Annotated in this window: 24 protein-coding genes and 1 pseudogene; 3 read left to right on the top strand and 22 right to left on the bottom strand. The window is 59.9% G+C overall.

Annotated features, from left to right (window positions below):
* From FAZ11_RS23010 to FAZ11_RS25640, 3 genes and pseudogenes are all read left to right on the top strand, one after another.
* On the top strand, positions 1 to 992 hold a 992-nt coding region (locus FAZ11_RS23010), incomplete at its 5' end, for an aminotransferase class III-fold pyridoxal phosphate-dependent enzyme (RefSeq protein ID WP_137283169.1).
* 336 nt (positions 993 to 1328) lie between these two features.
* Positions 1329 to 2597, top strand: a pseudogene (locus FAZ11_RS25645) (methyl-accepting chemotaxis protein); the annotation flags it as partial.
* A 102-nt stretch (positions 2598 to 2699) separates the two neighbouring features.
* Positions 2700 to 3455, top strand: a complete 756-nt coding sequence (locus FAZ11_RS25640; protein ID WP_420849724.1) for a methyl-accepting chemotaxis protein — start codon at positions 2700 to 2702, stop codon at positions 3453 to 3455.
* Positions 3456 to 3778: 323 nt separating this feature from the next.
* On the opposite strand, the gene FAZ11_RS23000 is transcribed toward FAZ11_RS25640, so the two are convergent.
* From FAZ11_RS23000 to FAZ11_RS22910, 22 genes are all read right to left on the bottom strand, one after another.
* Complete coding sequence (locus FAZ11_RS23000) at positions 3779 to 4210, bottom strand: hypothetical protein (protein ID WP_042133145.1); 432 nt, start codon at positions 4208 to 4210, stop codon at positions 3779 to 3781.
* Between the two features lie 113 nt (positions 4211 to 4323).
* On the bottom strand, positions 4324 to 4881 hold the full coding sequence (locus tag FAZ11_RS22995) for a hypothetical protein (RefSeq protein ID WP_058767892.1): 558 nt from the start codon (positions 4879 to 4881) through the stop codon (positions 4324 to 4326).
* A 73-nt stretch (positions 4882 to 4954) separates the two neighbouring features.
* Complete coding sequence (locus FAZ11_RS22990) at positions 4955 to 5179, bottom strand: hypothetical protein (protein ID WP_058767891.1); 225 nt, start codon at positions 5177 to 5179, stop codon at positions 4955 to 4957.
* A 51-nt stretch (positions 5180 to 5230) separates the two neighbouring features.
* Positions 5231 to 5398, bottom strand: coding sequence for a hypothetical protein (locus tag FAZ11_RS24830; RefSeq protein ID WP_167497031.1), 168 nt, complete (start codon positions 5396 to 5398; stop codon positions 5231 to 5233).
* Positions 5399 to 5539: 141 nt separating this feature from the next.
* Positions 5540 to 6010, bottom strand: coding sequence for an STY4534 family ICE replication protein (locus tag FAZ11_RS22985; protein ID WP_058778666.1), 471 nt, complete (start codon positions 6008 to 6010; stop codon positions 5540 to 5542).
* Positions 6011 to 6113: 103 nt separating this feature from the next.
* Positions 6114 to 6344 carry a hypothetical protein gene (locus tag FAZ11_RS22980; protein ID WP_058778667.1) on the bottom strand — a complete coding sequence of 77 codons (231 nt, stop codon included), beginning with the start codon at positions 6342 to 6344 and terminating at the stop codon, positions 6114 to 6116.
* Positions 6345 to 6643: 299 nt separating this feature from the next.
* The gene (locus tag FAZ11_RS25250; protein ID WP_256203955.1) at positions 6644 to 6769 is read right to left on the bottom strand and encodes a hypothetical protein; all 126 of its coding nucleotides are present in this window, start codon (positions 6767 to 6769) and stop codon (positions 6644 to 6646) included.
* A 1-nt stretch (position 6770) separates the two neighbouring features.
* Positions 6771 to 6947 carry a hypothetical protein gene (locus tag FAZ11_RS24825; protein WP_167497030.1) on the bottom strand — a complete coding sequence of 59 codons (177 nt, stop codon included), beginning with the start codon at positions 6945 to 6947 and terminating at the stop codon, positions 6771 to 6773.
* A 79-nt stretch (positions 6948 to 7026) separates the two neighbouring features.
* Entirely contained in the window at positions 7027 to 7446 is a 420-nt protein-coding gene (locus FAZ11_RS24875; RefSeq protein ID WP_058783970.1) for a hypothetical protein, read from the bottom strand.
* Positions 7447 to 8440: 994 nt separating this feature from the next.
* Complete coding sequence (locus FAZ11_RS22970; protein WP_058783971.1) at positions 8441 to 10465, bottom strand: DNA topoisomerase III; 2025 nt, start codon at positions 10463 to 10465, stop codon at positions 8441 to 8443.
* Between the two features lie 108 nt (positions 10466 to 10573).
* Positions 10574 to 12466 carry an acyltransferase family protein gene (locus FAZ11_RS22965; RefSeq protein WP_058783972.1) on the bottom strand — a complete coding sequence of 631 codons (1893 nt, stop codon included), beginning with the start codon at positions 12464 to 12466 and terminating at the stop codon, positions 10574 to 10576.
* Positions 12467 to 12669: 203 nt separating this feature from the next.
* Positions 12670 to 13107, bottom strand: a complete 438-nt coding sequence (gene pilM, locus FAZ11_RS22960) for a type IV pilus biogenesis protein PilM (protein WP_058778671.1) — start codon at positions 13105 to 13107, stop codon at positions 12670 to 12672.
* 20 nt (positions 13108 to 13127) lie between these two features.
* Positions 13128 to 14543, bottom strand: a complete 1416-nt coding sequence (gene pilV, locus FAZ11_RS22955) for a shufflon system plasmid conjugative transfer pilus tip adhesin PilV (protein ID WP_081320993.1) — start codon at positions 14541 to 14543, stop codon at positions 13128 to 13130.
* Positions 14540 to 15475: an ATPase, T2SS/T4P/T4SS family gene (locus FAZ11_RS22950; protein ID WP_058778672.1), complete on the bottom strand. Its 936-nt coding sequence runs from the start codon at positions 15473 to 15475 to the stop codon at positions 14540 to 14542. The genes pilV and FAZ11_RS22950 overlap by 4 nt, the downstream gene beginning before the upstream one ends.
* A gap of 6 nt (positions 15476 to 15481) precedes the next feature.
* Positions 15482 to 16006 (bottom strand): type 4 pilus major pilin, encoded by a 525-nt coding sequence (locus FAZ11_RS22945; protein ID WP_058778673.1) that lies wholly within the window; start codon positions 16004 to 16006, stop codon positions 15482 to 15484.
* A gap of 34 nt (positions 16007 to 16040) precedes the next feature.
* Positions 16041 to 17132, bottom strand: coding sequence for a type II secretion system F family protein (locus FAZ11_RS22940; protein ID WP_058778674.1), 1092 nt, complete (start codon positions 17130 to 17132; stop codon positions 16041 to 16043).
* A complete protein-coding gene (locus tag FAZ11_RS22935; RefSeq protein WP_167497029.1) occupies positions 17122 to 18738 on the bottom strand; it encodes a GspE/PulE family protein in 1617 nt (538 codons plus the stop codon). Before FAZ11_RS22935 ends, FAZ11_RS22940 begins: the two co-directional genes overlap by 11 nt.
* Before the next feature lie 15 nt (positions 18739 to 18753).
* Positions 18754 to 19398, bottom strand: a complete 645-nt coding sequence (pilP, locus tag FAZ11_RS22930) for a type IV pilus biogenesis protein PilP (RefSeq protein ID WP_058786276.1) — start codon at positions 19396 to 19398, stop codon at positions 18754 to 18756.
* Positions 19388 to 20722 carry a type 4b pilus protein PilO2 gene (gene pilO2 / locus FAZ11_RS22925; RefSeq protein ID WP_081320994.1) on the bottom strand — a complete coding sequence of 445 codons (1335 nt, stop codon included), beginning with the start codon at positions 20720 to 20722 and terminating at the stop codon, positions 19388 to 19390. The genes pilP and pilO2 overlap by 11 nt, the downstream gene beginning before the upstream one ends.
* Before the next feature lie 4 nt (positions 20723 to 20726).
* Positions 20727 to 22463 carry a PilN family type IVB pilus formation outer membrane protein gene (gene pilN / locus FAZ11_RS22920; protein WP_058783975.1) on the bottom strand — a complete coding sequence of 579 codons (1737 nt, stop codon included), beginning with the start codon at positions 22461 to 22463 and terminating at the stop codon, positions 20727 to 20729.
* On the bottom strand, positions 22460 to 23662 hold the full coding sequence (gene pilL2, locus FAZ11_RS22915; protein ID WP_058783976.1) for a PFGI-1 class ICE element type IV pilus protein PilL2: 1203 nt from the start codon (positions 23660 to 23662) through the stop codon (positions 22460 to 22462). The genes pilN and pilL2 overlap by 4 nt, the downstream gene beginning before the upstream one ends.
* A gap of 102 nt (positions 23663 to 23764) precedes the next feature.
* Entirely contained in the window at positions 23765 to 24031 is a 267-nt protein-coding gene (locus FAZ11_RS22910) for a DUF3606 domain-containing protein (protein ID WP_137279565.1), read from the bottom strand.
* Between the last annotated feature and the right edge of the window lie 345 nt (positions 24032 to 24376).

Here is a 24376-nt window from a genome sequence, read left to right as displayed (position 1 = left end):
TGTGGTACCGCAATAACGCCCTTGGCAAGTTCGCCAAGAAGAAGATCATCAGCCGTAAGAGCGCCTATCACGGCATCACCACCATCAGCGCGAGCCTTACCGGGTTGCCTGCCAACCAGCGCGGTTTTGATTTGCCTCTCGCGGGTTTTTACCATGTCGGCTGCCCACATCACTATCGCTATGGCCTACCAGGGGAAAGTGAAGAGCAGTTCGCCGACCGTCTCGCCAATGAATTAGAAACCCTGATCCAGCGAGAAGGTGCCGAGACGATCGCCGCCTTCTATGGCGAACCGCTCATGGGCGCCGGTGGCGTCATTGTCCCACCCCGTACTTACTGGCAAAAGATCCAGGCGGTTTGCCGCAGGCATGACATCCTCATCGTGGCGGACGAGGTCATCACTGGTTTCGGGCGTACCGGCAAGCTGTTCGGTTGCGAAACCTTCGACATAAAGCCCGACATTCTGGTACTTTCCAAGCAGCTGTCGTCTTCCTATCAGCCCATCGCCGCCATCCTGCTCAACGAGGACGTGTACCAAGGCATCGCCGATCATAGCGGCGTCCTGGGTACCTTCGGTCATGGCTTCACCGGCGGCGGTCACCCCGTGGCGACTGCGGTAGCTCTGGAAAATGTGAAGATCATCCAAGAAGAGCGTCTAGTAGCTCATGCCGCCGAGATGGGCGAGTTCCTGCTTGGCCAACTCCGGGCGTTTGAAAGCCATCCCCTGGTAGGTGAGGTGCGTGGCGTTGGCCTGATCGCTGCGATGGAGTTAGTAGGGCACAAGGTGCGAAAGACCCCGTTAAACGGTACACCCGGGTTACTGGGTAAATACCTCGTTGATCGTATGCAGGAAAATGGAGTGATCAATAGAGCGATTGGCGACGCTCTAGCGTTTTGTCCGCCCCTGATCTCCACCCAAATTGATCTCGCTCAAATCATATCCAGCTTGGAAAAGTCGTTGGATCAGACTTACGCCTGGAGTATCCAGCAATGAAAGCGTAAACAGCGAACCGCCCGCTAACATCCAAGATCGGCATTCGGCCCGCAATACTCCAAGCTATGCGCTGGTAATACTAGGTGCCAGCGCATATTTTCTCGAGGGTCTGAATATCGACCCGGGTTTTATGAAAGGCATAGCGCTCTTAAAATCTTCATCGACAAGAGCTGCCGCGCGGCCGGGACATATGAAAAATAGATATCTTTAAAGCGCAATATTGGCAGAAGTAAATCTTGTTTGAAGGCGGTCACTAATGCCCCTTCTTTAGAACTCGGCCCCTTTAAAGGGTCGCTCCCCCTAACATTTCATTTGACACGCGCCAGGTAATCCAATATGTCCATACGCTCCGTCAGGACAATTATTAGTCTCTATGCCAGCGGCAGCGTGCTCGCAGTAGTAACGGCCTTGACAAGCTATGTTCTGTATTCGGGTTCGCAGACTCAAATCCTGATTGAGAAGCATGCCTCTCAACTCGCCTACAAAAGTGCCCAAGAACTCATCGGCGCCCAGGCTCAGGCAACAGCGAATTATATTGGTAAGAAGCTTGAAGAGCCATTGCTGACTGTCTCGAATCTTGCACAGTTGAATGCTCAGCTAGGTAGAGCTGACGACTCAAAGCTAAATTTAGATCGAAGCGCCATTTCGCACATACTAAAAGAGACCCTTGCCAACAGTCCCAATCTTCTAGACATCTATGCAGGATGGGAGCGTAATGCTTTCGATGGCGCCGACAGCCAGTATGCCGGGCTAACGGCGCAAGGTTACGATGCGACTGGGCGTTTTATGCCGTGGTGGTATCGCAAACCCGAGAGCGGCTACGAAGTAGTCCCGCTCGGCGAGATCCTCGATAGCAAAACGATCCTCTCTACGGGCGTAGGTGAAAATGTTTTCTACACCTGCCCGCAACAAAGTCTGAAAGCTTGCGTGATCGACCCTGCTCCCTATGAAATCAATGGGCAGCAGATATTGATGTCCTCCTTCAATGCACCCATCCTGGTCGATGGCACCTTCCGCGGGGTGATAGGTGCAGACCTATCCTTGGACTTCATTCAAAAGCTTCTGGAAGCGGCAAACAAACAGCTGTACGACGGCGCCGGCAGCATTGCCTTGATCGCTAGCCAGGGCACGATAGTCGCCAATACCGCCAACGCCGAGAGCCTCGGCAAGCAGGCGAAGGAAGTGCTCGGCGGAGCTGCCAAAGAACTTCGCCAGCTAGAGGACGGCGTCACCAAACGTTTCGACGACAAGCAGGATCTCTACCAGGTATATTTACCGTTGCGCCTTGGTAATAGCTCGACCGTCTGGACACTGCTGGTACAACTTCCCCGCAGCGCAGTCCTGGCCGATCTTCAGCAACTGCTACAGGCTCTTACCCAGCAGCGCTACAGCGATATTGTCGGCATGATGCTGGTGGGTCTAATCGTTGCCGCCCTCGGCTTGCTGCTGCTTTGGGTCATCAGTGGTTATATCGCTCGCCCCTTGCGCAGGATGGTCGCCATGCTGGATGCCGTTGCCAAGGGCGAAGGCAATCTGACACAGCGACTGCAGGTCAATCGTCGCGACGAACTGGGGGCCATCGCTACTGGCTTCAATACCTTCCTGGCCTCCCTGCAGCATCTCATCAAACAGCTGGTACAGTCGGTTGGGGAAGTGAGCGACAGCGCCCAGCACACCTCCGACATCGCACGCCGGGTACGCGATGGCATGCATCAGCAGTTGCTAGAAGTCGATCAAGTAGCGACCGCCATGCACGAGATGACCGCTACGGCTCACGATGTCGCCCGTAATGCCGGAAACGCGGCCAAGGCCACCCAAAAGGCGACTGCTGCGGTCCACGACGGCCAGCAGGTGGTTCAGCAAAGCGTGCAGGAGAGCAGCAGGCTGGCCCAAGAGATCGAACTGGCCGTGGAGCAAGTTCAGCGGGTCGCGCACGACAGCGTTAGCATCGGCTCCATTCTCACCACCATCAATGGCATTGCCGCCCAGACCAGCCTGCTGGCGCTCAACGCCGCCATTGAGGCTGCGCGCGCTGGTGACCAGGGGCGAGGTTTCGCCGTGGTGGCTGACGAAGTGCGGAGCCTGGCACAGAGGACCCAGGTGGCTACGGGTGAGATCCATGACATGATCCAAAAGCTCCAGTCGGGAGCCCGCGAAGCGGTAGAGGTGATGCAAAGCAGTCGGGAGCAGACCATCCAACAGGTAGAGCAAACCGAAATTGCTCGTGTAGCGCTGCAAACAATCCTCGCGGAGGTCAAGGATATCAGCGACATGAATCTCCAAATTGCTAGTGCAGCTGAGGAGCAGAGTGCTGTTGTAGAGGACATCAATCGCAACATGCTCAACATAGGGGAAGTAGCGCATTCAGTTAATAATCATGTCGAAGAGGTCTTAACCGCAGGCGATCAACTTAGCGATCTAGCATTAAAGCAAGCAAAATTATCTGCGCGTTTCAGGGTATAGAGGGCTTGAGCTTGACTTGACGCTAAGCCTGACTATTAATGCCTCAATTGCCTGCCGACAAGGTGAGCGATGTATTTAATTCGGTTTTTCGCGCACGCTCGGTCATCTCATCATCGGACCAATGTTGCGTGTCGCATCAAGACCTCGCCATCCCACAGTTCAGTCGCGCGCCAACCCTGACGCTGCAAGTCGGCCAGAGCGGCAACTAGGCCGGTGTGTTCGGTGACGGGGTGAATGACGGAAGTGGATTCGTTGTTTATATGCAGCTCCTCGGACGAAGAGCTGCCCAGAGGGTCAACCCCTCTGGGTTGTGTTGAGTGTTGCTACAAGTCTTCCAGCGCCATGAGGCCCTGGGTGACACGCAGCAAATGGGTACAGACGCGAATCTCTACGGGCTGTTCAGATCCACCTTGGTAGTGAAGCTCGGCTATCAAGCGTTCCTGGCCTTTGTAAGCCCCGAATACCTTGAAAAGCTGCGCTAACAAAACGGGAGGGTCGAAATCAAGATCGCGGGTATATCGAACTTGGCGGAATCCTTTCAGGTATTCGGCGAAGTCCGCTGCAGTCATAGAGGTGTGCTGGCGTAAAGGATTGCCATCGTCATCGATCTCATCACCGAGGTGATCGAAGGACATCGAGTAGAACAGCCGGGGTTTGTGGCCTAGCGCTCGATAAAAAGTAAGGGCTTGCCCGGCAGCCTGAAGGCTCACGACCGCGTATTCGACGCATCCTGAAATCACAACGTTATATGGCATGGTTCACATCCTGTTGAAGGCGCAGCATAGCAATCGTTAGCTAGCTGGCAAATACCAAGAAGCGTCGGAGCCATACCCCACCGGGGGCAAGCCCCGGGTGGGTGAAGGTTCAATCAGGCGTTCAGCAGCGCAAGCACGTGCGGCCGCCAGGACTTATGGACTAGCCGACCCTTGAGTAGGTCAGCGTCGGTTTCCAGCAGCCGCGAGGTGCTGAAATTGTCCCAGCCATGCTGGAACGCAGAGCGCGAACGCAACAGCTGGATCTGAGCCAGCACCACCCTTTCTTCCTCAACCGTGCGGCAGGGGTCGATCCAGTCGATGCTGCGGCTATCAAGATCCACCTTGCCCGCCATGACCAGGTGGCCGTGGCGATCAGAAACGGAGATCCGTTTCGGGCAGAAGGTAAGCGCTGCTGCAGGTGTTGGATAGCGGTCTTGTCGGACTGCATCCAGGGCGATGGGCAGGATGTCATCGAGCAGGCCGCACTGGCCGAGCTGGACGTACCCATCGATGTGGAAGGTGCCGCGACCGGAGTCCTCAAGGCGCTCCATCGACCCATGCAGGAGAATGGTGAATTGCCGCTCGAAGAGGTCTTGGCGAAGAGAGGTACCAGGTGCGTAAGGGTTGCTGACGAATGCCTGGCCTTCGAAGTGTTGAATAATCAAGTCCATGATGCCTCCAACGTCCTGGGATTCATCATGCCCTCAAGGGATGATGAATCCCTTGAGGGTAGATTTTAGCTCGTCAGATGCCCAGCGAATGCCGAGTCCACTTGCCTGAGTGAAGTGCGCCTTCTGCAGCCTGTTCGCTGCGGAAGTATTCGGCCGACTCACGACTGAAGGGCAGACCCTCATCGTCCACTGTGCCCAGGTAGTAGCCACGGTGTGACTTCAGGACCTGCAACGGGTAGTTGTTGCCGGCGTCGTCGTGATCGAACTTGCTGTGAGCAGGTGCGGTATTGGTTGCCATGGGGCCTCCAAAAGACAAAGGCGCCCGAGGGCGCCTATAGGGTGTGGTCAGTCAGGCTTGAACGCGATCAGCGCTGGTGGCGTTCATCTCGAACAGAAACCAGGCGTTGTCGCAGAACAGGTCGCTGCTCAGCAGCTCTTCGGTTGCGTCGTCATAGGACACTTCGGCAACGATGGGCAGGGCGGGCAGCTCGGACTTGATGGTGGCGATGACTTGCATGATGGGCTCCAAAATTCAGCTAATGGAGATCACCATGCCCCGGTCCGGGGATGGTGCCCCCGGATGGGTGTGCGAAGAGAAAGGGGGCAAAGCCTAGGTAGAGCAGGGGCGCCCGGTGGGCGCCTGGAAGAACTGGGTGAATCAAGCGGCCGATTGGTCGCTGTCATCCCCGTGATCCGTACCTTGCTGCTCAGCCGGGGCTGCGTCGCGCGGTTTGGCTTCGTAGACGAACTCACCTTCTACTTTGATCCAGCCGATGTACAGGAGGCGACCTTTCAGGCTTGCGCCGTGTTGTCCCTGCTTCGGTCCGGAAGAGTAGGTGAAGGGATCAGCCCAGCAATCACCGATGCGGAAGGACACGAGGACCTTCTTCTCAGCGTTGACGGCTTCAATGCAACGACGAACCAGCTTTTCAGCTTCGGCGCCGACGACATTGCAGTCGATGTAGCGGTATTCCACCGCTTCTTTGCTGCCGCACAGGGCTGCTACGGTGACGGCCAAAAACGGCTTGGCACCTCTGCCTTTGGGTTTCACTTCGCGGATGCGGTTGAGGTAACCGATACCGGTGGTGTGCAGGTCGAAGTATTGGCTTTCGTTGGCTTGGTTGCTCATGGTGTATCTCCAGTTTCAATAGGTGAAAACGGAGAACACCTTGCCCGGGAGGGGAAGAGTATTCCCCGCGTGGGTGGGTGTAGCCAGAAAAGGTGGTGCCAGGTCAGTGCATGAACTTGAACGCAGTCAGCATGACGCCAACAGCGGCCGAGAGCATGACGCCCATGCGGATGGTGAGCTTGAGTTCGAGCTCGGACTTGAGCTGTGCCAGATCAGCTTTGGTAGCCAGCTGGGTTTGCATTTCAGTCTCCAGAGCATCGACAACAGCAGTTGCTTTGTCTTCCGAGACATCGATGGAGCGCAATGCCTGGTACAACGCTAAACCGCTTCTCATGGAAGGTCTCCAGGTTGTGACGGAGACCGGCCCTGACGGGTAGTCCCGTCGAGGGTGGGTGGAAGGTGCATTCATCAACCGGGGGTGCCGGTCAATCGTTCGCGCTACCGAATGCTTAGCGAACTTGGGTTTGGATCAATGCGCCTGGGGCGCATCGCAGTCGTGAGATCCGAAACTGCCTGGGGCATGTTGCTGACAACGTCAGCGGCATACGTCCTCAGAATGTTCAGGGCCGTATCGCTTGTCAATACCCCTGAAATGAAAAAGCCCTCCGAGGAGGGCTTTGGTAGAGCGGTGCATCAATGCGAGCGGATCAGCTTCAATGCCTTGTCTTTGACGTTGGGCCAGTCTAGCCAGACAGGCGTACCAACACAGACGATCAGCAGCAATGACAACATGGTGATCCCAAAGGCGGTCTGACTCATGTCATTCCTCCGAGGTGAAGTAGATGCCTACGAGCCAGATTATAACACCTGCTGCAATGGCGTAAGCCGTTAGCAGCCGATGATCGCTCAGGAAGACACCCACTAGACCAGCGGCTACCGAGGTAGTGCCGATCTTGCGGAGGTCCTCAGCGACCGCCGCGAGTTTCTTTGAGGTCATGGTTTTCCTTGATCAAGGGGTGAAATCAGGAAAACCCCCCTGACGGGAGGTTTCCCGACAGGGGTGGGTGAGGTGTGAATCAGCTGGCCAGCGCGACCTCAGGGTCGAACGGGGCGATCAGCTGGTCCAGTGAGCCCGGACGCAGCACGCGGGGCGCTGGCGACTGGGCGGGCTCAGTGACAGAGGCGGCAGCCTTGGGTTTGCGCGGCTTACGCTCGCGCTTGGGCTTTTCAGGCTGGGCTTCCTGGGTGTTTTGCTTGAACCAGGTGTTGAGGTCGATCGCGTTTCGGCGAACGAACGCCGGCACGTGATCCATCTCCTCGAGCACAGCAGCCGATACGATCGGTTGTGGGAACTCGACTACACGACGTTCAGCCGGTGCTATGGACGGACGCGCAGCACGTGCCTGGGCTTGGGCATTACGCACGGAGCGAATGATTTCACGCAGGGCAGTACCGACGGATTCGCCAAAGCGATAGCTCAGGGTAGGGGTGGTCATGGTGTTTCTCCTGCAGGTGAGTAATGCGGAGAAACACTGATTCCGGGCGGGGGAGTGTGTCCCCGCTGGGTAGGTCGAGCAGATGTGTGAGGTGCCTCCATCAACCGGAAGAACCGGTCAACCGTTCGCGCCTCCGGAAGCTTGGCGAACTATGGGTTCGGATCGACGTGGGTGGCCACGTTGCAGTCTTGAGATCCTGAGCTGCCTGGGCATGTTGCTGACCACGTCAGCGGAACATGGGGCAATCATCGGAGGCGGCGGATAGGGCTGTCAAGCGGAAGGAGGGTATAGCAGGGCGGGAACGGAAGCGGCGGTGGAGCGAGGAAGGGGGCAGGAGAAGCGCGCCAGGCGCAGCGCTGGGTCTAGCAGCAAGGCGCCTCGGCGAGGGTGAGGCTAGTGGAGCTCAAGAGAAAGATGCCACCTGTGAGCGTGAGCACCGGCACTGGTGGTCCCTGGGCATTGACCTACCGTCCTGATGATCGTCGCATTCACCCGACCCGTTATCGTGGCTAGGGCCAGTAATCGCAAGGCACGCATCCGCGCACAAAGGGATCCCATTTTTGCGCCGGCGGGCACCGGCAGAGAGGAGGGCTACCCGACGGGTAGCCTCGTCCACCAGGCGATGCCGAGAGGACCAGGCTACCCTTCGAATGCAGCTGAAGGGGAGGAACAGTGTGGGCCAACACACCAGGTCGGCCCGAAGTACAGTGTGCACCGAACCTTCTGTGAGCCCTATGTGCCTGTAAACCCGCTTATCACGAAGTTAGACGGCTGCGTGTCAGCTGCGGAGCAGGGAGACACAGGGAGAGCATCACGCAAAGATCTACACGCCCTACCCGATGCTTAGCGTGCTCTTGGGGGTGGAGCTTCAGGACCAGGTCGAGAAGCTCCGGGGTTGCCGCTGATGACCGCCAGCGCGCGAGCGGGGTGGAACGCTTGCATTATGGGGCTGTGACCGTGACAAAGGCAAGAAAGCTCCCACCGGCCCTGGAGCCTACGCCGAAGCGCTGCTGCGCTTGGCTTTTCCTGGGCCGCCCTTGCCTTTCCCTTTCGACGTTTCGATGTTCACCAGGCCCTTGCAGTCGGGGTAGCGCAGGCAGGACCAGAAGTCGCCGCTCTTACCCTTTCGCTGCGCCATCTTGCCCTGGCAGAGCGGGCAGGACGGACCCTCCGGGACCTTGATGTGGAGCGTGGTCTGGCAATATTGGGCGACCAGCTTGCCGATCCAGGCGCCCTGCTTGGCGATGAAGTCATCCAGCTGCATGGTGCCGGCCTCGATCATGTCCAGGGCCTGCTCCCAGATAGCGGTAGTGCCCGGGTCGGCCACTGCCGGGGGCACCGCGGCGATCAATGAGAAGCCGGCGTCGGATGCCCGCACTGCCTTGCCCTTCTTGAGCAGGAACTGACGATCGATCAGCCCCTGGATGATGCTGGCCCGGGTGGCCTCGGTGCCGATGCCGGTGGTTTCCTTGAGCTTGGCGGCCAGGCGTGGGTCGGTCACCAGCTTGGCCACGGTCTTCATCGCCTTAATGAGATCGCCTTCGGTGTAGGGCTTGGGTGGTTGCGTCTGCTGCGCCTTGAGCTGAGCCTGCTGCACCTGGGCGCGGGAGGCGTTCTGCAGCGGCGGCAGGATCTGCGAGCGGTCCTTTTCCTGGCTGTCCTCATCATCCTCAGCGGCACGCGCGGCCTGGAACAGCGTTTTCCAGCCGGGCACGACGATGCGCTTGCCCACCGCCCGCAACGCCACCTGGTTGCAGTCGAAATCCGCCACTGTCCGGTCGAACTCGTGGTGGGGCATGAACTGGGCGAGGTAGTGCGCGCGAATCAGGCTGTAGACCGCACGTTCCTTGTCGCTCATGGCCGCCAGGTTGGCAGGCTCCAGGGTCGGGATGATGCCGTGGTGCGCGGTGATCTTGGCGTCGTTCCAGGCTCGCGAGCGCTGCGCCGGATCAATGCTGGCCAGCACCAGGGCAATGGACGGGTCCGTGCGCCGGATCGCCTCGAGCACGGCCGGCACCTCCGGCAGCATGCTGGTGGGCAGGTAGCCGCAGTCGGTCCTTGGGTAGGTCGTCGCCTTGTGCGTCTCATACAACGCCTGGGCGACGTTCAGGGTCTCCTGGGCCCCGAGGCCGAGCTTCTTCGAGCAGATCTCCTGCAGCGTGCCCAGATCGAAGGGTAGGGGCGCTACCTCCTTGACCCGCTCGGTCTCAACCGACACTGCAATGGCGGTAGATCCCGCCGTGAGGCGCGCTTGCGCGGCCTGGGCATGGCGCTGGTCCAGGCAGCGCCCCTCGTCATCGGTGATGTCGCGGGCAGGTCGCCACTGGGCGGTGAAGGTTTGGCCGTTGGCGGCCAGCAGCACGTCCAGGCTCCAGAACGGCACCGGGACGAAGTGGGCGATCTCCCGATCGCGGTCGACCACCAGGCGCAGCGTAGGCGTCTGCACCCGTCCTACCGACAGCACCCCACTGTAGCCGGCCTGGCGGCCGAGAAGGGTAAACAGCCGGGTGAAGTTCATGCCGATCAACCAGTCCGCCCGGGAGCGCGCGAGTGCCGAGTGATACATGGAGAATGTCTCAGTCCCGGGCTTGAGGCTCGCCAGGGCCTGCCGGATCGAGGCGTCGTTGAGCGCTGATAGCCACAACCGCTGGACGGGGCCGCGGTAGCCGCAGTGCTCCAGCAGCTCGCGGGCGATCATCTCGCCCTCGCGATCGGCGTCGGTGGCGATGACCAGTTCGGTCGCTTCCTTGAGCAGTGCCTTGACCACCTTGAACTGGCTGCTGGTCTTGGGCTTGACTTCGACCTTCCAGTTCGCCGGTAAAATCGGCAGCGCTTCCAGCGACCAGGACTTCAACTGCGGATCGTAGGCCTCGGGTGGCGCCTGCTCCAGAAGGTGGCCGATCCCCCAGGTCACTACCACCCCCTGACCGTGAATGCAGCCCTCACCGCGCCCGGTGGCGCCGAGCACCCGGGCAATGTCTTTGCCCTGACTGGGCTTCTCGCACAAAAAAACTCGCATGGGTTCACCTGTCCACCGCCACATGGCGTTCGGATGAACCCTGCCAGAGGACTGGCACGGCCTCAGCGGCTAACCGTATCCAGCCTCATGATGGTTTAGACGCGTCCCTCATTGCGTGACCTGAAAGACAGGCTCGAATAGTCCTTTCAACAGAAGGTTGCCCGCATCAACGAGGTGGTTGTCGTCGACATAAAGGGACTTCCCGTTCTTGGCCCCAAGGCACCGTCCCTCTGGGCAAAGCCTTGGCATGGGATCAAGCGTCCGAGCGTTACACGCTTGAGCAACCTCATCGATCATCTGCAACGAAGACCTGTTGGCTCGATAATAGTCTTCAACCGGAATACTGAAATCTGAGGAGCTAGCCATCAGGCGCTTTTGCAGCGCAGTCGCCTTATAGACGTTGAATGGCATCGTTGGAACGGGCTTGACCAGGAAGACAGGATGATCCTGTGCGATAGTGCAAACAGTCCGGCGGAATTGCTTGCTGTAAGCGTCATTCAGGGTAGATGTCCCCGGTTCATTTACGGAGGATATGTAGTGGCCGCTGGCCGGATCTCGGTACAGCGAATATCGGTTGAATATAACTACCGGTACGCCTTTGTAATCGGTCGCAAGCGTTTTCAGCTTTTCCTCTAGGAAGCTTTGGCATAGAGCCTGATCTTTCTTGTCACGCATCTCAAAGTCATTGAGCAAAGGACAACCGCCTTGAGCCCAGACTATGGCTGCTTCCGGGTTGTCTATTTGCAGGGCCGCAGCTGTGGCCTGTGCATGGCTGTCCCCGATCAATATGGCACGAATGGGACCTTTGCCCATGATGCAGGTGGCGGTGCCTTGGCTATAGAAAGAGCAGGTTTGATCAAAAAGGCTGCTTTTATAGACGGGCGGGTGGTCATCTCTTTGAGCTGCTCTCAAGTCTGGATGAGATTTAGCAAAGGTTGACAGCAAGCTCGCCGCGACGACGAATAGGGCCGTGAAGCCTACGTAATGAATGATAGAGCGTCCATGGGAACTTTTAGTCTTGAATCGTTGCTCAACCAGACGATATGAGAGCGAAGCCAATATCAGGGTCAATCCTATGGCTGACGCTACCCATTTAGCATCGTTTAATTTGCCCATGAAGTAGAGGACGACAACGAGCGGCCAGTGCCATAGATAGGCTGAATAGGAAATCTTGCCGAGCCACTGAACGGCGCTCAGGCGGTAAACCCTGAATTCAGCTGCAGCGACGATGATCAGCACGGTGCCGGCTACAGGTAGGATGGCTAGGTACCCAGGCCAGTCATCCGCTGGATTCAGGAGTGCTATCGACGCAGCGATTGCTGCGTAACCGACCAACAGTGGATACGCCTTGGAGTGTGCGGCGATTTTATCCTTCACGACGAAGGCCAGTCCGCCTGCCAGCATTTCAAAGGCGCGTGTCGGTAGTAGATAGAAAGCCTTAGAGGGCGCTATTGGAGTTAAGTAGCAAGATAGCGCGTAGGAAAGAGCGCATAGAGCCGCGAGAGTGAGCGGTATGGCTTTAGGGGGCGCCGTCTTTCGCAGACCCAAGAGTATCAGCGGGTATAGCAGGTAGAATTGCCATTCGGCTGATAGTGACCAGGTATGCAGCAGCCAATGCTCATTGATCGGGGCTTGAAAATAATCACCATCACGAGCCAGCTCGAAATTACTGAAAAATAGAAGGCTGGATTTTATATCTCGAATCAAAGATCTGAGGTCGTCATTCGGTAGCGCGTAGAAACCAAATGCTAGAAGCGCTGTGCACAGCACAGCTAATGCAGGAATGATCCGTCTAGCCCGATGTTGGTAAAACTGCAAAAGAGAGAAGCTGTTTTTTTCGAAGCCCGACAATATGATGCTGGTCATTAAGAAGCCGGATATGACGAAAAATATATCAACGCCAATAAAGCCAGAGTCGAATCCTGGGACTTTGAAGTGAAAGAGGATGACTAGGGAGACGGCCAGTGCGCGGAGCGCGTTTATGTCACGGCGAAATTTCATGTTCTTCCTTGCAGATTGCTACCGGTGGTTGCTTTGCAGCCTTCACCGGAGTTGAAGCATGGCATCGCTCCAGCGGCGGGCAGACTTTCGATTGGATAGCTTTCATCAAGGAGATGAAGTGCCGCAGCCGTCATGCCTCCCCCCAGGGCGAGAGTTGGGCATTGTAGATGACCGCGCTAGAGCAGGGGGAGAGACATCGGCGCTCAACGATAGGCTACGGCCGCCCCGGTGGGCACTGCAGCGGGGAGGACGATGCCGGTTGCACCTCCCGTAGGGCTTATCAGCTGGCCGCCTGAGGCATAACCAACCGCGGTGGATTCCGTAAGCTCACTCAGTGCCGTGACCAGCCCATTAGGCGGCGTCGGGTAGTAGGTGTAACTGGAGCCGGCTTGAACATAGCCGCTCACACCCGGAGCGTGTATCCACCACGTTGGCAACGCTAGTGCCGAATCTGCTGGAACCCCGTTGGCGCCAGGGTTTTTGTAAGCGTATTCGGCAAGGGCGTTACGGTAGATCAGCAGATTGTGAGCCAGGGCTGAGACATCGACGGCAAGACGTCTCTCATCCCCACGGTTCACGATGTCTGTCAGGGAGCCCATGGCGATCAGGCCAACCGAGAGGATAATCCAGAGAATGGGCATGACTTAACCTTGGGGGTGATTCAGGATTTGGCGCAGACGTATCGATTCTTATCGCCTTCTTGAACAATCCAATGCACCAGGTAGTAGCCCGAAGGACAGACCCCGCAATATGGATCCATGCCTTGGCAGCGGATGTTCCCATCCCAACCACAGTAGTTGGTTGCCATGCCACAGATCGTCCCTGAGACATCTGAGGCCATCGGCTTCCACAACCCATTTTGGCAGGACAGAAGCTTGCCTGCGCCGTCGCGGCTCACCAGACCATTCGGGTTGCAGCCATCTTTTTCATTGGCGGTGCCGTTGAGCTGAAGGTATTCACCAACGTAAGTACGTCCCTCCGAGAACAGGCTGTTGCCGCGCATTTGCCCCGGCGTGTACACGTTCTTTCCTGCATAGGCCCTGATCCAGTCGCTATCGGTCATGTGCCAGCCACCACCCCATTTTTCGCTGTACCAGCCGGTGTCCCCTCGGGTCCTGAACCAGCCTGTGGTGTAGGTTTCTCCCGACATGCTGGCAGTGACGCCCTGGACGTTGCCGCGGGCGTACATCGAGCCGGTGGTGACGTCTCCTGTCACAGCGACACTGCCGCCGACTGTTGCATTGCCATTCATCGAGGCATTGCCCTGCAGGTACATGGATCCAGCCCGCAGGTCGCCGCCAGCGGTGACTGTGCCATTGAGGTTCACGTTGCCACTGGCATTGACGTTGCGGCCGGCATTCACGTCGCCAGAGATGCTGGCGGTACCCGAGGCGGTGATATTGGCCGCGTTGTTCAGGTCGTTACCGCCCATGTTCAGCGCGGTGTTCATCCGGTTCAGCTCCGGCTTGCCGGCGATGGCATTGCGGTAGAGGTAGTCGTTGGCCAGGGTGCCGCCCTGAAGGAATAAGGCACTGGCGGTATGGCCCGCGCCCGGATTCACACCGTAGTTGCTGAGCGTAAGCGACCAGCCTCCACGCACGCCCTGGACGATGCCGGTGTTGGTGACTGGGACGAAGCCACCCGGAGCGCCGAGATTTTCGGCGATTTCACGAGTACCCATCTCATCGATGGTCTGGCCACCGGTGGTGAGCACAATAGATTCGAGTTGGTTGGTGCCCACCCTTCTGGCGAGCACGACGAAGGTCTGACCGAAAGCATTGGTGTCAGTGACGCCAGCGGGGAGGTAATTAGTGTTGCGCAGCATCGCCGGCGTGATCTGCGCCGGCGTCGTGGTGCCGGCCGCGGCGTAGACCGTGGCGAAGTTGTCCTTGAGGTACTTGGCCGCGGCATCCGCTACCTGCTTTTGCTGGTCGGCCGCGATCTGGTAGTTCTGGGAGTCCATGCGGTTCATCAACTGGTTGATGCCGATCCCCGCAAGGATCGACAACACGATCAGGCCAAACAGCACTTCCACGGCGATGAAGCCGGCCTGCCTTACGTTAGCTTGCGCGCTCATGCCCACAGACTCCTGGTGGATTGGTTTTCGATGTCCTGATCCAGGCTCGATATTTCATTCTTGCGGATCTTCTCCCGGATGGCGGGGCCGTCCGCCTCAGTCAGCAGCAGGCTGCGTACCTTGAGGATGCGGCGATCCTTCTGGGTCTCCAGCGTTTGCGCCACGACGGCGACCAGGCCCTGGGCCAGAATCTCGCGGGCGTTCTTGATCTCGTTGCTGGCAAGCGCCAGGACACGATCAAGGGCCTGTGTCGGACTGCCGGCGTGGAAGGTACAAACGACGAAGACGCCGTTGATGGCGGCGCGCACAGCCTGGACAGCTGCAGCGGTGTCGCGGATCTCGCCGATCAGGATCATGTCGGCGCCCGTGCGTAGCGCCCGTAGCAAGGCCTCTTCGTAGCCACCTGTGCGGCGAGACACCTGCATCTGAATGCAGCGTCCCTGCCCGTGCAGCCCGTTTAGGTTCGTTTCGGGAGGATCCTCGATCGCCAGCGCGGTACCGCCGCATTCCTGCAGGCGAGCCGCAATCAGGGACGCCGCGCTGCTGGTCTTGCCAGTGCCCATCTCGCCGCAGAAAACGACCAAGCCACGCACCTGGTCATTGAGCATGGCGTTGGCCAGCGGCTCGGGGAAACCAAGCAGGTGGAAGGGACGGATCTGTGCATTGGATTTTCGAATGATGAAGACGTCTTGAGCGAAGGCGTCCTTGATCTGGGTCACCCGCAGAACAATGCCGTCTTGAACCAGCGAGAATTCAGGGTCTCCATGATCAAGGATTGTGGCCAGGCACTGCTCACGCAGCGCCTGCAGCTCATCACCCCAGGAGGCAGGCGCGCTATCGCGCCGGCTTCCAGAGCCGTCCAGCCCCTTTACATCGGAGAAATCCGGGCCGAGAAAGAGATCGACGAAATTGGCTTGCGTGATCAGGCTCATACCGACTCAGTAGGCGGTCCAAGCGACGATGTTGCTGTCCTTGCTACAACCGCTCGAGGCCGTGGCGGAGTCGACTTCACCGGTGATGGCGGTGCCGCCATTGATCGTGGTCGTCACCTTTGTGCCGCGGCTGATCTTGGTGGCCAACGTTGCACAGGCATCCGCCGGAAGACCGTTTTCGGTCACGGTGAAGGTCATGCCACCGGATACAACGGTGACGGCGCCGTTCCAGCTGTTGTAAAGGTTCGAGCCCGACTGACTCATGCTCGGCAGGCCCTTGGTGGTGACCAGCTGGGAGATCAGGTTCGTGCCAGACGTGCCATAGCCGGAGCTACTTTTGAGCTTGCGTGTATTGGCGATCAGGGTACCGACGTTGGACTGCTCGGTACTGACATCAGAGCTGCCGAGCAGGCCCAGCCCGGCCGATACGGCCCCGGCGATGCCCAGGGCTACGACGATAAGCACGAACAGGGTGCTCAGCTCCAAGAAACCACGTTGACGGCGACTGCCGGAAAAACTTTGGGTACGCATCTGCGACTTCCTCACTGCAGGGGGTTGGGTTAAATCAGCGGTGTATGTTTGAGGTGACGGCTTCTTGCATGCCGTAGGTGCCCAGTAGCACCAGGATCATTAGCGACCCCATGGCGATGGCTGAGAGGGTCAGCATGGACTTGCTGTAACGCCCCACGATCTTGAGTGACTGCTCCAGCCAACGGATGCTGAAACGGTGAATGGCCTCGGAGAATCCCTTGCGGGTGGCCAGCACGCAGAGGAACTGGACGGCCGTCTTGTCCGGAAAGTCGTGTCCGGCCAGGCGCAGCGCTTCACCGAAATTCTTGCCCATCCGCACGCCGTAGATGGCTGCCACCAGGCGCTCGCGCAGCCAGGGCTTGGCGCCCCGCAAGAGAGACTCCAAAGCCTCGACCTGGTTGATGTTGGCCTTGAGCATCACGGAGATGTTGAGCAGGAAGGTGGAGCCGTGAAGGGCTTTGTAGATCGACCATGGCGGAAGATCCTCAAGCTTCACCCGCAGCGGACCGGTGAAGTAGGGCAGCGTCGTAATGATGACGATCAGCAGGGCTACCAGCGTAATGAGCGTGAGCGTTCCCCATTGCTGAACGAAGGTGGCGAGGAGATAGAGCACACGCGGTGCACCGGACCAGCTGTCCGGGTTCGATGCTCGCGTCATGGCCGGCACCATGCGGGTTGCCACAACGTGTAGCAGATACGCCATCAAGGCCCAGATAAAGCAGGGGTACAGCGTCGTGCTCACGACCAGCGAGCTAATCTGGCTGCGCGCCTCGATCATGCGGACGCAATCCAGGAAGGCCTGGACCAGGGCGCCGGAACGCTCGCCGGCGCCGATGATCGCGGCTTCCTGGTAGGGCATCCATTTCTGGCAGGCCTCGGCCAAGGATTTGCCGTTGCGAACGCCTTGGACCATGCCCGCGCTGGCCAGCGCCACCGGGTGACGCGGCTTTTTGCCGTTGTCGCTATAGATCCCACGAACCTCGTCCAGGGCCTGGTCGATACCAACGCCGTTCTCGATCAGCGCGCAGAGGCTTTCGTAGAACTGGATTCGCTCCTTGCTCCCAAATTGCTTGGCGTAGAAGGTATCGGCGAAGGTGCTGAAGCTATCCAGGACCCTACTGATCATGGGGTTGCTCCAGGACGTAAAGGTCGAAGTCCAGCGGGCCGACGATGGTTTCGGCCATGCGAGGATCGATCAGGCCGGCGGCGACCTTGCGGATGGTGTGCTGAATCTTGGTGATCCCGCCCATCTCCCGGACCCAGTAAGTTTTCGCCGCACTGGCTCCCTTCTCACGAAAGATCTGCATGAAGCGCTGGTTGGGCAGCAGTACTTCGGCGACGACGGTGCGAGAGGAGACGCCCAGATTGCGGCAGTGCACGCAGCCTGGACCCTGCAGCTTGACGCTTTTCGTATCCATGACCCGCGTCAGTCGCTCGACGAGGGCCGCATTTAGCTGCTCGTGTTGGCTGGCCAGGGGCAGGGCGCAGTGACTGCACAGCACGGGTAGCAGCGACTGGTTGATGAGGCCTGACATGAGCGCGGGGTCTGTGACGAGGCTGGGATCAGCGCCCATGTCGATGAGGCGCTGCAGGCTCGCCACCGCGTTGTTGGTATGCAGGGTCGAGAAGACCAGGTGGCCGGTCATGCCGCCGCGGAACGCTGCCTGGGCCGTGGCAAGGTCTCGCACCTCGCCGTACATGAGGATGTCCGGATCCAGGCGCATGGTGTTGGTGATGGCGCCGTCCCAGGTCTCGGCATGACCCAACGGCGACTGGTTGGCCTTGAGCGGATATTCGGGTGGATCCTCAACGGTGAGGATGTGGCGAGTGCCCTCTGTTTCGCTATGCAGCGTATTGAGGGTGACCTGCAAGGTCTTCGACTTGCCGGAACCGGTTGGTCCAGTGATCAGAATGACGCCGTACGGGAGTCGACGCAGCCGATCGAGCAGGGCGATCTGTTCTGAGAGAAAGCCAAGCTCGTCCAAGGACTGCTTGGCTTTCTCGTCATAGAGCAGTCGCAGGACCATGAGGGGCCCCCCCACCAGGGGGCGCGAGGCGACCCGCGCGCCGAACAGACCTAGTTGCGCCACAAAGTCGTGCTTGACCCGTGCATCCTGGCTGATCTCCGGCTGATAGTGCTCTTCGGCCACGTCGCACATGGAGTTATAGAGCGCCGAGCACAGCTCACGGCCAATGCGGCTCTGGATCTGACCGTACTCGGTCAGAAGACCATGGATACGAAAGAGGATGTGGGTGATCTCGCGGCCCACCACGAAGTGGACGTCGGAAGCGCCTCGAGTATGGGCCTCGCCCAGCAGTCGAATGACCTCCTGCTGACGTGAGGTTCCATCGACGGAGATAGCCACGACACTGCGGGACGCCTCGACCTTGTACAGCGCCTGGATGTCACTCAGGGTGCTCGGTACGACTTGGTAATCCAGGTCCGCCCGGTCCAGCTGGCCCATAAATGCCATCACGAAGGGATCGCGCAAATGCTGACCCGAGACCAGCAGCTGGGCGCGATCGGTCGGACGTAAGCCTTCCACCAAGGCCAGTAGCTGCCGAAGTTCTGGCTTAATCAAACCCCAGGGAGCGCCCTCGGCAGTCAAGACGTTGCGTGCCTGGAGGGGAAGGAGCTCGTTAACCAGCTCACCTGCAAGGCGCTGGCCGATCGCCTTGGCCGAGTCATCCGGTTCATCCGCAGCGCTTTCAATGGAAACGTTAGAGGTCATCAGCGGAACTCCAGGTCAGAGACCACCAGGCGTAGCGCCCGGGAGGGCAATAGGCGTAGGTGCGGCTATAGGTGCGGGAGGCATGGGATTCATCGGCGTGACAGTCATCGGCAGGACAGGCCCCTGACTTGCTGCCACGCTGGCTACCGGATAGCTCGGCGCGCGGTTGGAGAAACCCAGAGGGAAACGCTTACCGCCGCGGCTGAGTACGACGCTGTCCAACGTCAGGCTGGCGACGCGGTAGCCACCGGGAAGGTCGGTTGACGTCAGGGAGGCATCGATCTCGAATCCGCCGCTGTAGAGCAGGGTGGCGTGCAGTGCCTTACCGGAGCCGTATACCAGCTTCACTACCGGCAACTGCTCGACGGCATTCGCTGGATCGGCCGTCGTCATTCCACGATTGCCTTGGATGGGCAGGGTCTGTTGCGGGTAGCTGGGCTGAGGTACGGAGGTCGCCTGAACGCCACCGCCATTGATCTCGCGCAGCGCCTTGGCGCGTTCGCCCTGGGCTTTGAACAGGATCGTCTCGCTCTGTACCCGGGAAAGCTCACCCACGGTGATACCGTCTGGATCAGCCGACTTCGTCTCAGCGGCCAGCACAGGCCCGGCCAGCGTCAACATGAGGGCGCCGATTACGGCGAGGGGAAGGTCATTTGACATAGAGGTCACCAGTCACCGACCAGGCCAGCTGATCGCTCTGCAGAAGGGTCTTGATCTCGCGTAGCCGCAGGCCCTGGTCGGGCACGTCCTTGAGGACGATCGCCGGCGGCAGCGCCGTGTTGAAGGTCAGCTCGAAGTGCTTGTAGTCCGGCGGTGGCGGTGGGGGCGGTGCCGGCTGGCCGGGCAAGGCTTCCGGCGCTGGCACGACGACCGGGATTTCCTTGAGCGTTGGAGCCAGGCCCTGGCCATGCAGCCAAGAAGTCAGGTCGGCGAGCGCAGCAGCTTCTTGCAGCAGCTCATCGTCACCGGCCAGCGGCGGCTCGAAGGTCAGTTTGAGCGCGGCGCCGTTACCTTCATCGAAAAAGGCCGGCTGATCGGCGAAGTGCCCGCGGGTAGCTGCCAGGAAGCCTGAGGCGGTGCTGTTACCTTCACGTCTGTAGTTGGTGGACAGCAGCACGCCGTCGCATTGCGCCGACGTGAAGAGCCAACCGGCAATCGACAAAGGAAGTTGGTCGATCGCGCCGTTACAGGTGGCAAGAAAGGCCGCCACCCCGGGGCGTCTGACCCAGGGATGTTCCAGGGCCTGCACGGGCAATTGCTCACCGGAACGCTGACTCAGGGCTCTGAGTTCCTCTTGGCGAGCGGCCTCTGCAGCCTCGGCCGCGCGCCGCGCCAGCTCATGCTGGTGCGCTTTCCACTGGCCGTAGCCTGCGATACCGCCAACGACTACCAGACCGAGCAGAGCGACCTTGACCCATTCGCCTTTGCTCATGCCGAAGGCGAGCGGACGCAAGGCGTACTCGCGCTTGAGATTGCCAGGCTGCAGCAGCGCCTCGATGTCCAGCGGCTGACCGCCTAGCCCGAATTCCTCAGGCAGGAACATCGCGTCGAAGGTGATGGACCGACTCAGCAGTTGGGCTACGCGCTTTTGCACGTCCGCCACGGAGCCAACCAGGTCGGCGTTGGGAATGATCGCGCCATCCAAGACGGCGACCAGGGCGTAGCGTGGCTCATCGGGGGAGATCCGCCAGGCAGCAAGCCAAGAGTCACCCAGTTGACCGGCAAGGCTCGCCGCCAAGGAATACATGCCCTTCATGGCACCCGCGCTGCGTGCGACGAAGCCCGCCTGGATGACGTTACGGGCCCGGCGGATGGCGATGATGTCCATCTTATGCAGGCGGCCGTACTGCCGGGCCTCCTTCATGTAGCTGGTTGGACTGTCCAGCGGATGCCAGTCCAGACCTGACACGAAGCTTTTGCCGTGATAGGTCAGGATCTGCACGTTCTGCGCGGGGGCTGCCGGTGGGGTACCAGAGATAGCCATGCGATCAGCCCGTCACGATCGGCGTGATCAGCACCACCAGGACGCTATGACCCGAGGTCCGCGTGCGGCTGCCGCCGAGGCCGAAGAAGCCGGGGTCACCCACGCCGGTCTTGGCCGCGTTTTCATTGAGCTCTTCGAACCCGGACAGGATCAGCGTCTGGCCGCTGCGCAGCTTGACCTTGGGCGACAGCGACTTGGCGTCGTAGTCCGGCAGCTGGACGCTGGAACCGTTACTGGTGAAGGTCTGGAAGGTCGGTTTGCTGCTCATGTTGATCGATACCATGAGCAGCATCTCGTCGTGATCAAGTACGCGCGGCAGCAGCGTCATGTTGAAGCCGCTGGTGATGGTGCCGGGCGTGAGCGAGGTGCTGGAGCCAACCGACGCTGTTGACGTCGTCTGGCTGGAGGCCAGATAGCCCTGGACGTTGCCAATCTGTAGCGGCGCCGGCTGCAGATTCAGGGTGGTGACCGAGGGCGACCGGACGTTAGAGACCCGGCCCTGCTCGGCGAGGGCCTGGACGATGGCATTGGAGCCTGCCCAGGCCGAGTTAGCGGTATCGACGATGCCGACAGAGGCCGAGGTCGCGCCGGTGCTGATCCCCGAGACGGTGTTGGAGAGTGACAGGCCCCATTTGGTGTTGAGCGACTTGTAGACCGCAGCCCAGTTGAGACCCAACTGATCGGAGTCAGTCAGGGTGACCTCGAACACCTTCACGTTGAACAGCACTTGCTGAGTGATGCTGCGGTTGGTGCTGTTGAGATAGGCCTCGACCCGGGAGATAACCTCAGGGCGATCCGTGACGGTGAGGGTCCCGGTAGAAGGGGCCAAGTACATCCGCCCGGCCGGGGCGACGCTGAGCATCGCCTTCACGTTGTTCTGAATGTCCTGCAGGATCGAGGACTCCAGGGTCACCGTGGTGCTCTGATTGCTGCCCGCGTCGCCTGAAACACCGGAGCTGGTGCTCGATCCGCCCGAATTACTGCCGCTGGTGCCGGCGGCGGTGGCCATTCCGGATTTCACGGTGCTGGCGATGACTTGCTTATCGCCAAACGACCAGACATCAAAGACCCGCGTTTCGAAATAGCTGATCCGAACGGCGCGCTCGACGGGCAAATAGCGCCACCCCAGGCCCAGGCGCGCCGTCACCTCATCGAGCAGGCCGGAGGCCTTACCGCTGTACTTGAGGCCGCTGACCTGACTTCCGCCGCCCAGGCTGGTGAAGTCGGCCGCGCGATAACTGGAACCTGCTGAGCTCGCGGCAGCGCTCATGGTCGCCGGGTTGGTGATGACACCTGCAGGCAACAGGCCTACCAGGCTATCTGGGCTGGGATTGCCGATCGGCGCCGGCCCCGTGCTGACAGGTTGCGTACCGGCCGTCCCGGCATTGGGGTTCAGTGCATCGGGCGAGACCAGCACGGCAATACCGCACTGGCTGGTGATGTACTGGGCGATCTCGGTGATGCCGACGCTGCCGGACGGCCGATAGCTGAGCTCGCAGTCCAGGGCCGAGGGCATTCCACGTTTGGCCACCACCGGTTGCGTGGAGACCCAAGGCTTGTCGCTGAACACGACGGTCTCGCGCTTGGGCTGTTGCTGCTGATTACGCAGCAGGGCTGCGTATTGGCTGGCCATAGCAGCATCGTTCTCGGCGCGCTGGGCCGATTCGTCCACCCGCTGCACCGAGCAGCTGGCGAGCAGGAGCGCCGCGGCCAGGGCGCTCAGGCGAAGGGGGAGGGTCATGACTTCTTCCTCTCGGAAACATGAACGATGCGCTGGCTGGAGTTGCCATCGACGATGAAGGAGCGGCGAGCGCCGTCGTAGAGCGGGAAGACCTGTGCGACAGCTTCGGCAAAGGTGCCGCGGAAGTGCAGGGCGGCTTCAATGGGGTAGTCCAGGTCATCGGGCTCCCAGACCACCTGCCAGCCCGCGCGTTTGGCCCATGCCTCGACGGACTGCCGCAGGGTGCTGCCAATGGGCGCATCCCAGGTCTGGGTCATGGCAGAGGCTGGCTCGGTCAGTCGGACCGAAGGCAGGGTGTAGGCGCCGGCGGCGGTCGCGGCCACTGTGGGCGACGGCTTTGCTGTTGTGACTGGGACGGGAGAAGCAGGCTTGGCAGGAGCCGAAGCCGCTACAGTAGAAGGTGTGGCAGAGGTGCCCTTCGCCGGGGAGGCGTTCGGAGATTGCCCGATATGCAAGGCCCCCCCAGGCGCTTTGAGCGGCGCGGATGTCAGCGCCGCGCCGGCGGGCGCAGGTTTGGCTTCCGGAGCGACAGCGACGTTCGGTATCGGCTTGGCGGATACGGTGTGCGTTTCCAGAGGTTTAGCGGCGGGCACTGTGGCGACGGTCACCGCTGGGCTGGCGACAGGTGATACAGGTTTGGCGGCCACAGGGCTCGGGGTCGCTGCCGGCGCAGCAGCGTAGCGCTGGCCCTCCGGCAGCTGGTAGCCCGGGCGGAGTACGAAGCACACCGACCGCATGACCTCATCCACTTTCACCTGCCAGGCGGGGCCGGCCAGCACCTGGAGAGTGTTGCGCAGGCTCATCGGCCCAAGCTTGTACTGGGCCGCCGGCAATGGCCGGGTGAAGAGAATGTTGACGTGCCCCTGCTCAGGCCCACACAGGCTGTAGCCAGACCGGTTGACCACGTACTGCATGGCGTCGCGAACGGTCGGCTTCATGTTGGCCGGGATGTTCACGTCGATGATTTGGGCCATCAGGTCCCGCTGCTCGGTCTCCGGCGCGGTGTTGACCAGGGTGTAGCGGCCGTACCGGACCTGCGGCTCTGACACAGCGCCCTTTGGATAGAGATCGGGTTGTAGCAGCTCAGGATTGCGCGAGCTGTCGGGGCCGGGTGCGCTGGGCGCAGGCTCCTGCTGGGCACAGCCTGCCAATGCGACGGCGAAGGCGAGCGGCGAGAGGGTGGTGAGCTTCCAGATCATGTGCGGTGTGGCCCCATTTCGTAGTGGGGCTCACGGTGCCAGGCACCTGTCTGGAAAGCAGGAGATAACCGTATCTAGAGCGAAAGAGGTTAAGTGCCCCAGTTATCTAGGCGAGGGGTCGTCGTAGTTGCGCTTGGGTTTTTTCGGTACGGATGGGGCTTTTACGGGCGGGGCTTTAAGCCCTTCCAGATAAGCGATCGTTCCTCGGATGCCTGCCACCGATCCTGAACCGACTAACTTCCAAGCCTGTATCAGATCGTCCCGGTCGCAACCAAAGAAAGAGAGCCAATAGGTCATCGCCTCTGGTGAGTTTAGGTTGACGCTGCTGCGGTCCACGGACTGAAGAGTTTTGTCGTTATTGTTTTCCATGAATAGCTCCTGATGCGTGGCGAAGTGCCACTTAATCAGCGTGCAGTTGGAGCATCAGCCTGCGCAACAGAAAGGGGTGATCAGTAGGCAAAAAAAATCCCCCGCACCTGGCAGGGGATAACTCAGTTCGAAGCCTACAGATTTGCCAACCTCTAGGAGATGAGTGCGAGCACTCAGATAAAATGACCGTCGTGATGTGCCGGTGTTCAACTGCGCCTTACTTGATCAAGGATCACCTTCAGCATCCGCTCCAGATATCCCGCATCGCCCAGCTGCGAGACATCCAGCTGAAGCGTGAGGGTCCCACCGCCATGCTTTGGCATCACGCAGATAGCCGCACCACGG

The organism is Pseudomonas rhizoryzae, from assembly GCF_005250615.1.
Classification (GTDB): Bacteria; Pseudomonadota; Gammaproteobacteria; order Pseudomonadales; family Pseudomonadaceae; genus Chryseomonas; species Chryseomonas rhizoryzae.
The sequence above is the reverse complement of the archived record's forward strand: the minus strand, read 5'-3'. Positions and strand labels throughout refer to the sequence as shown.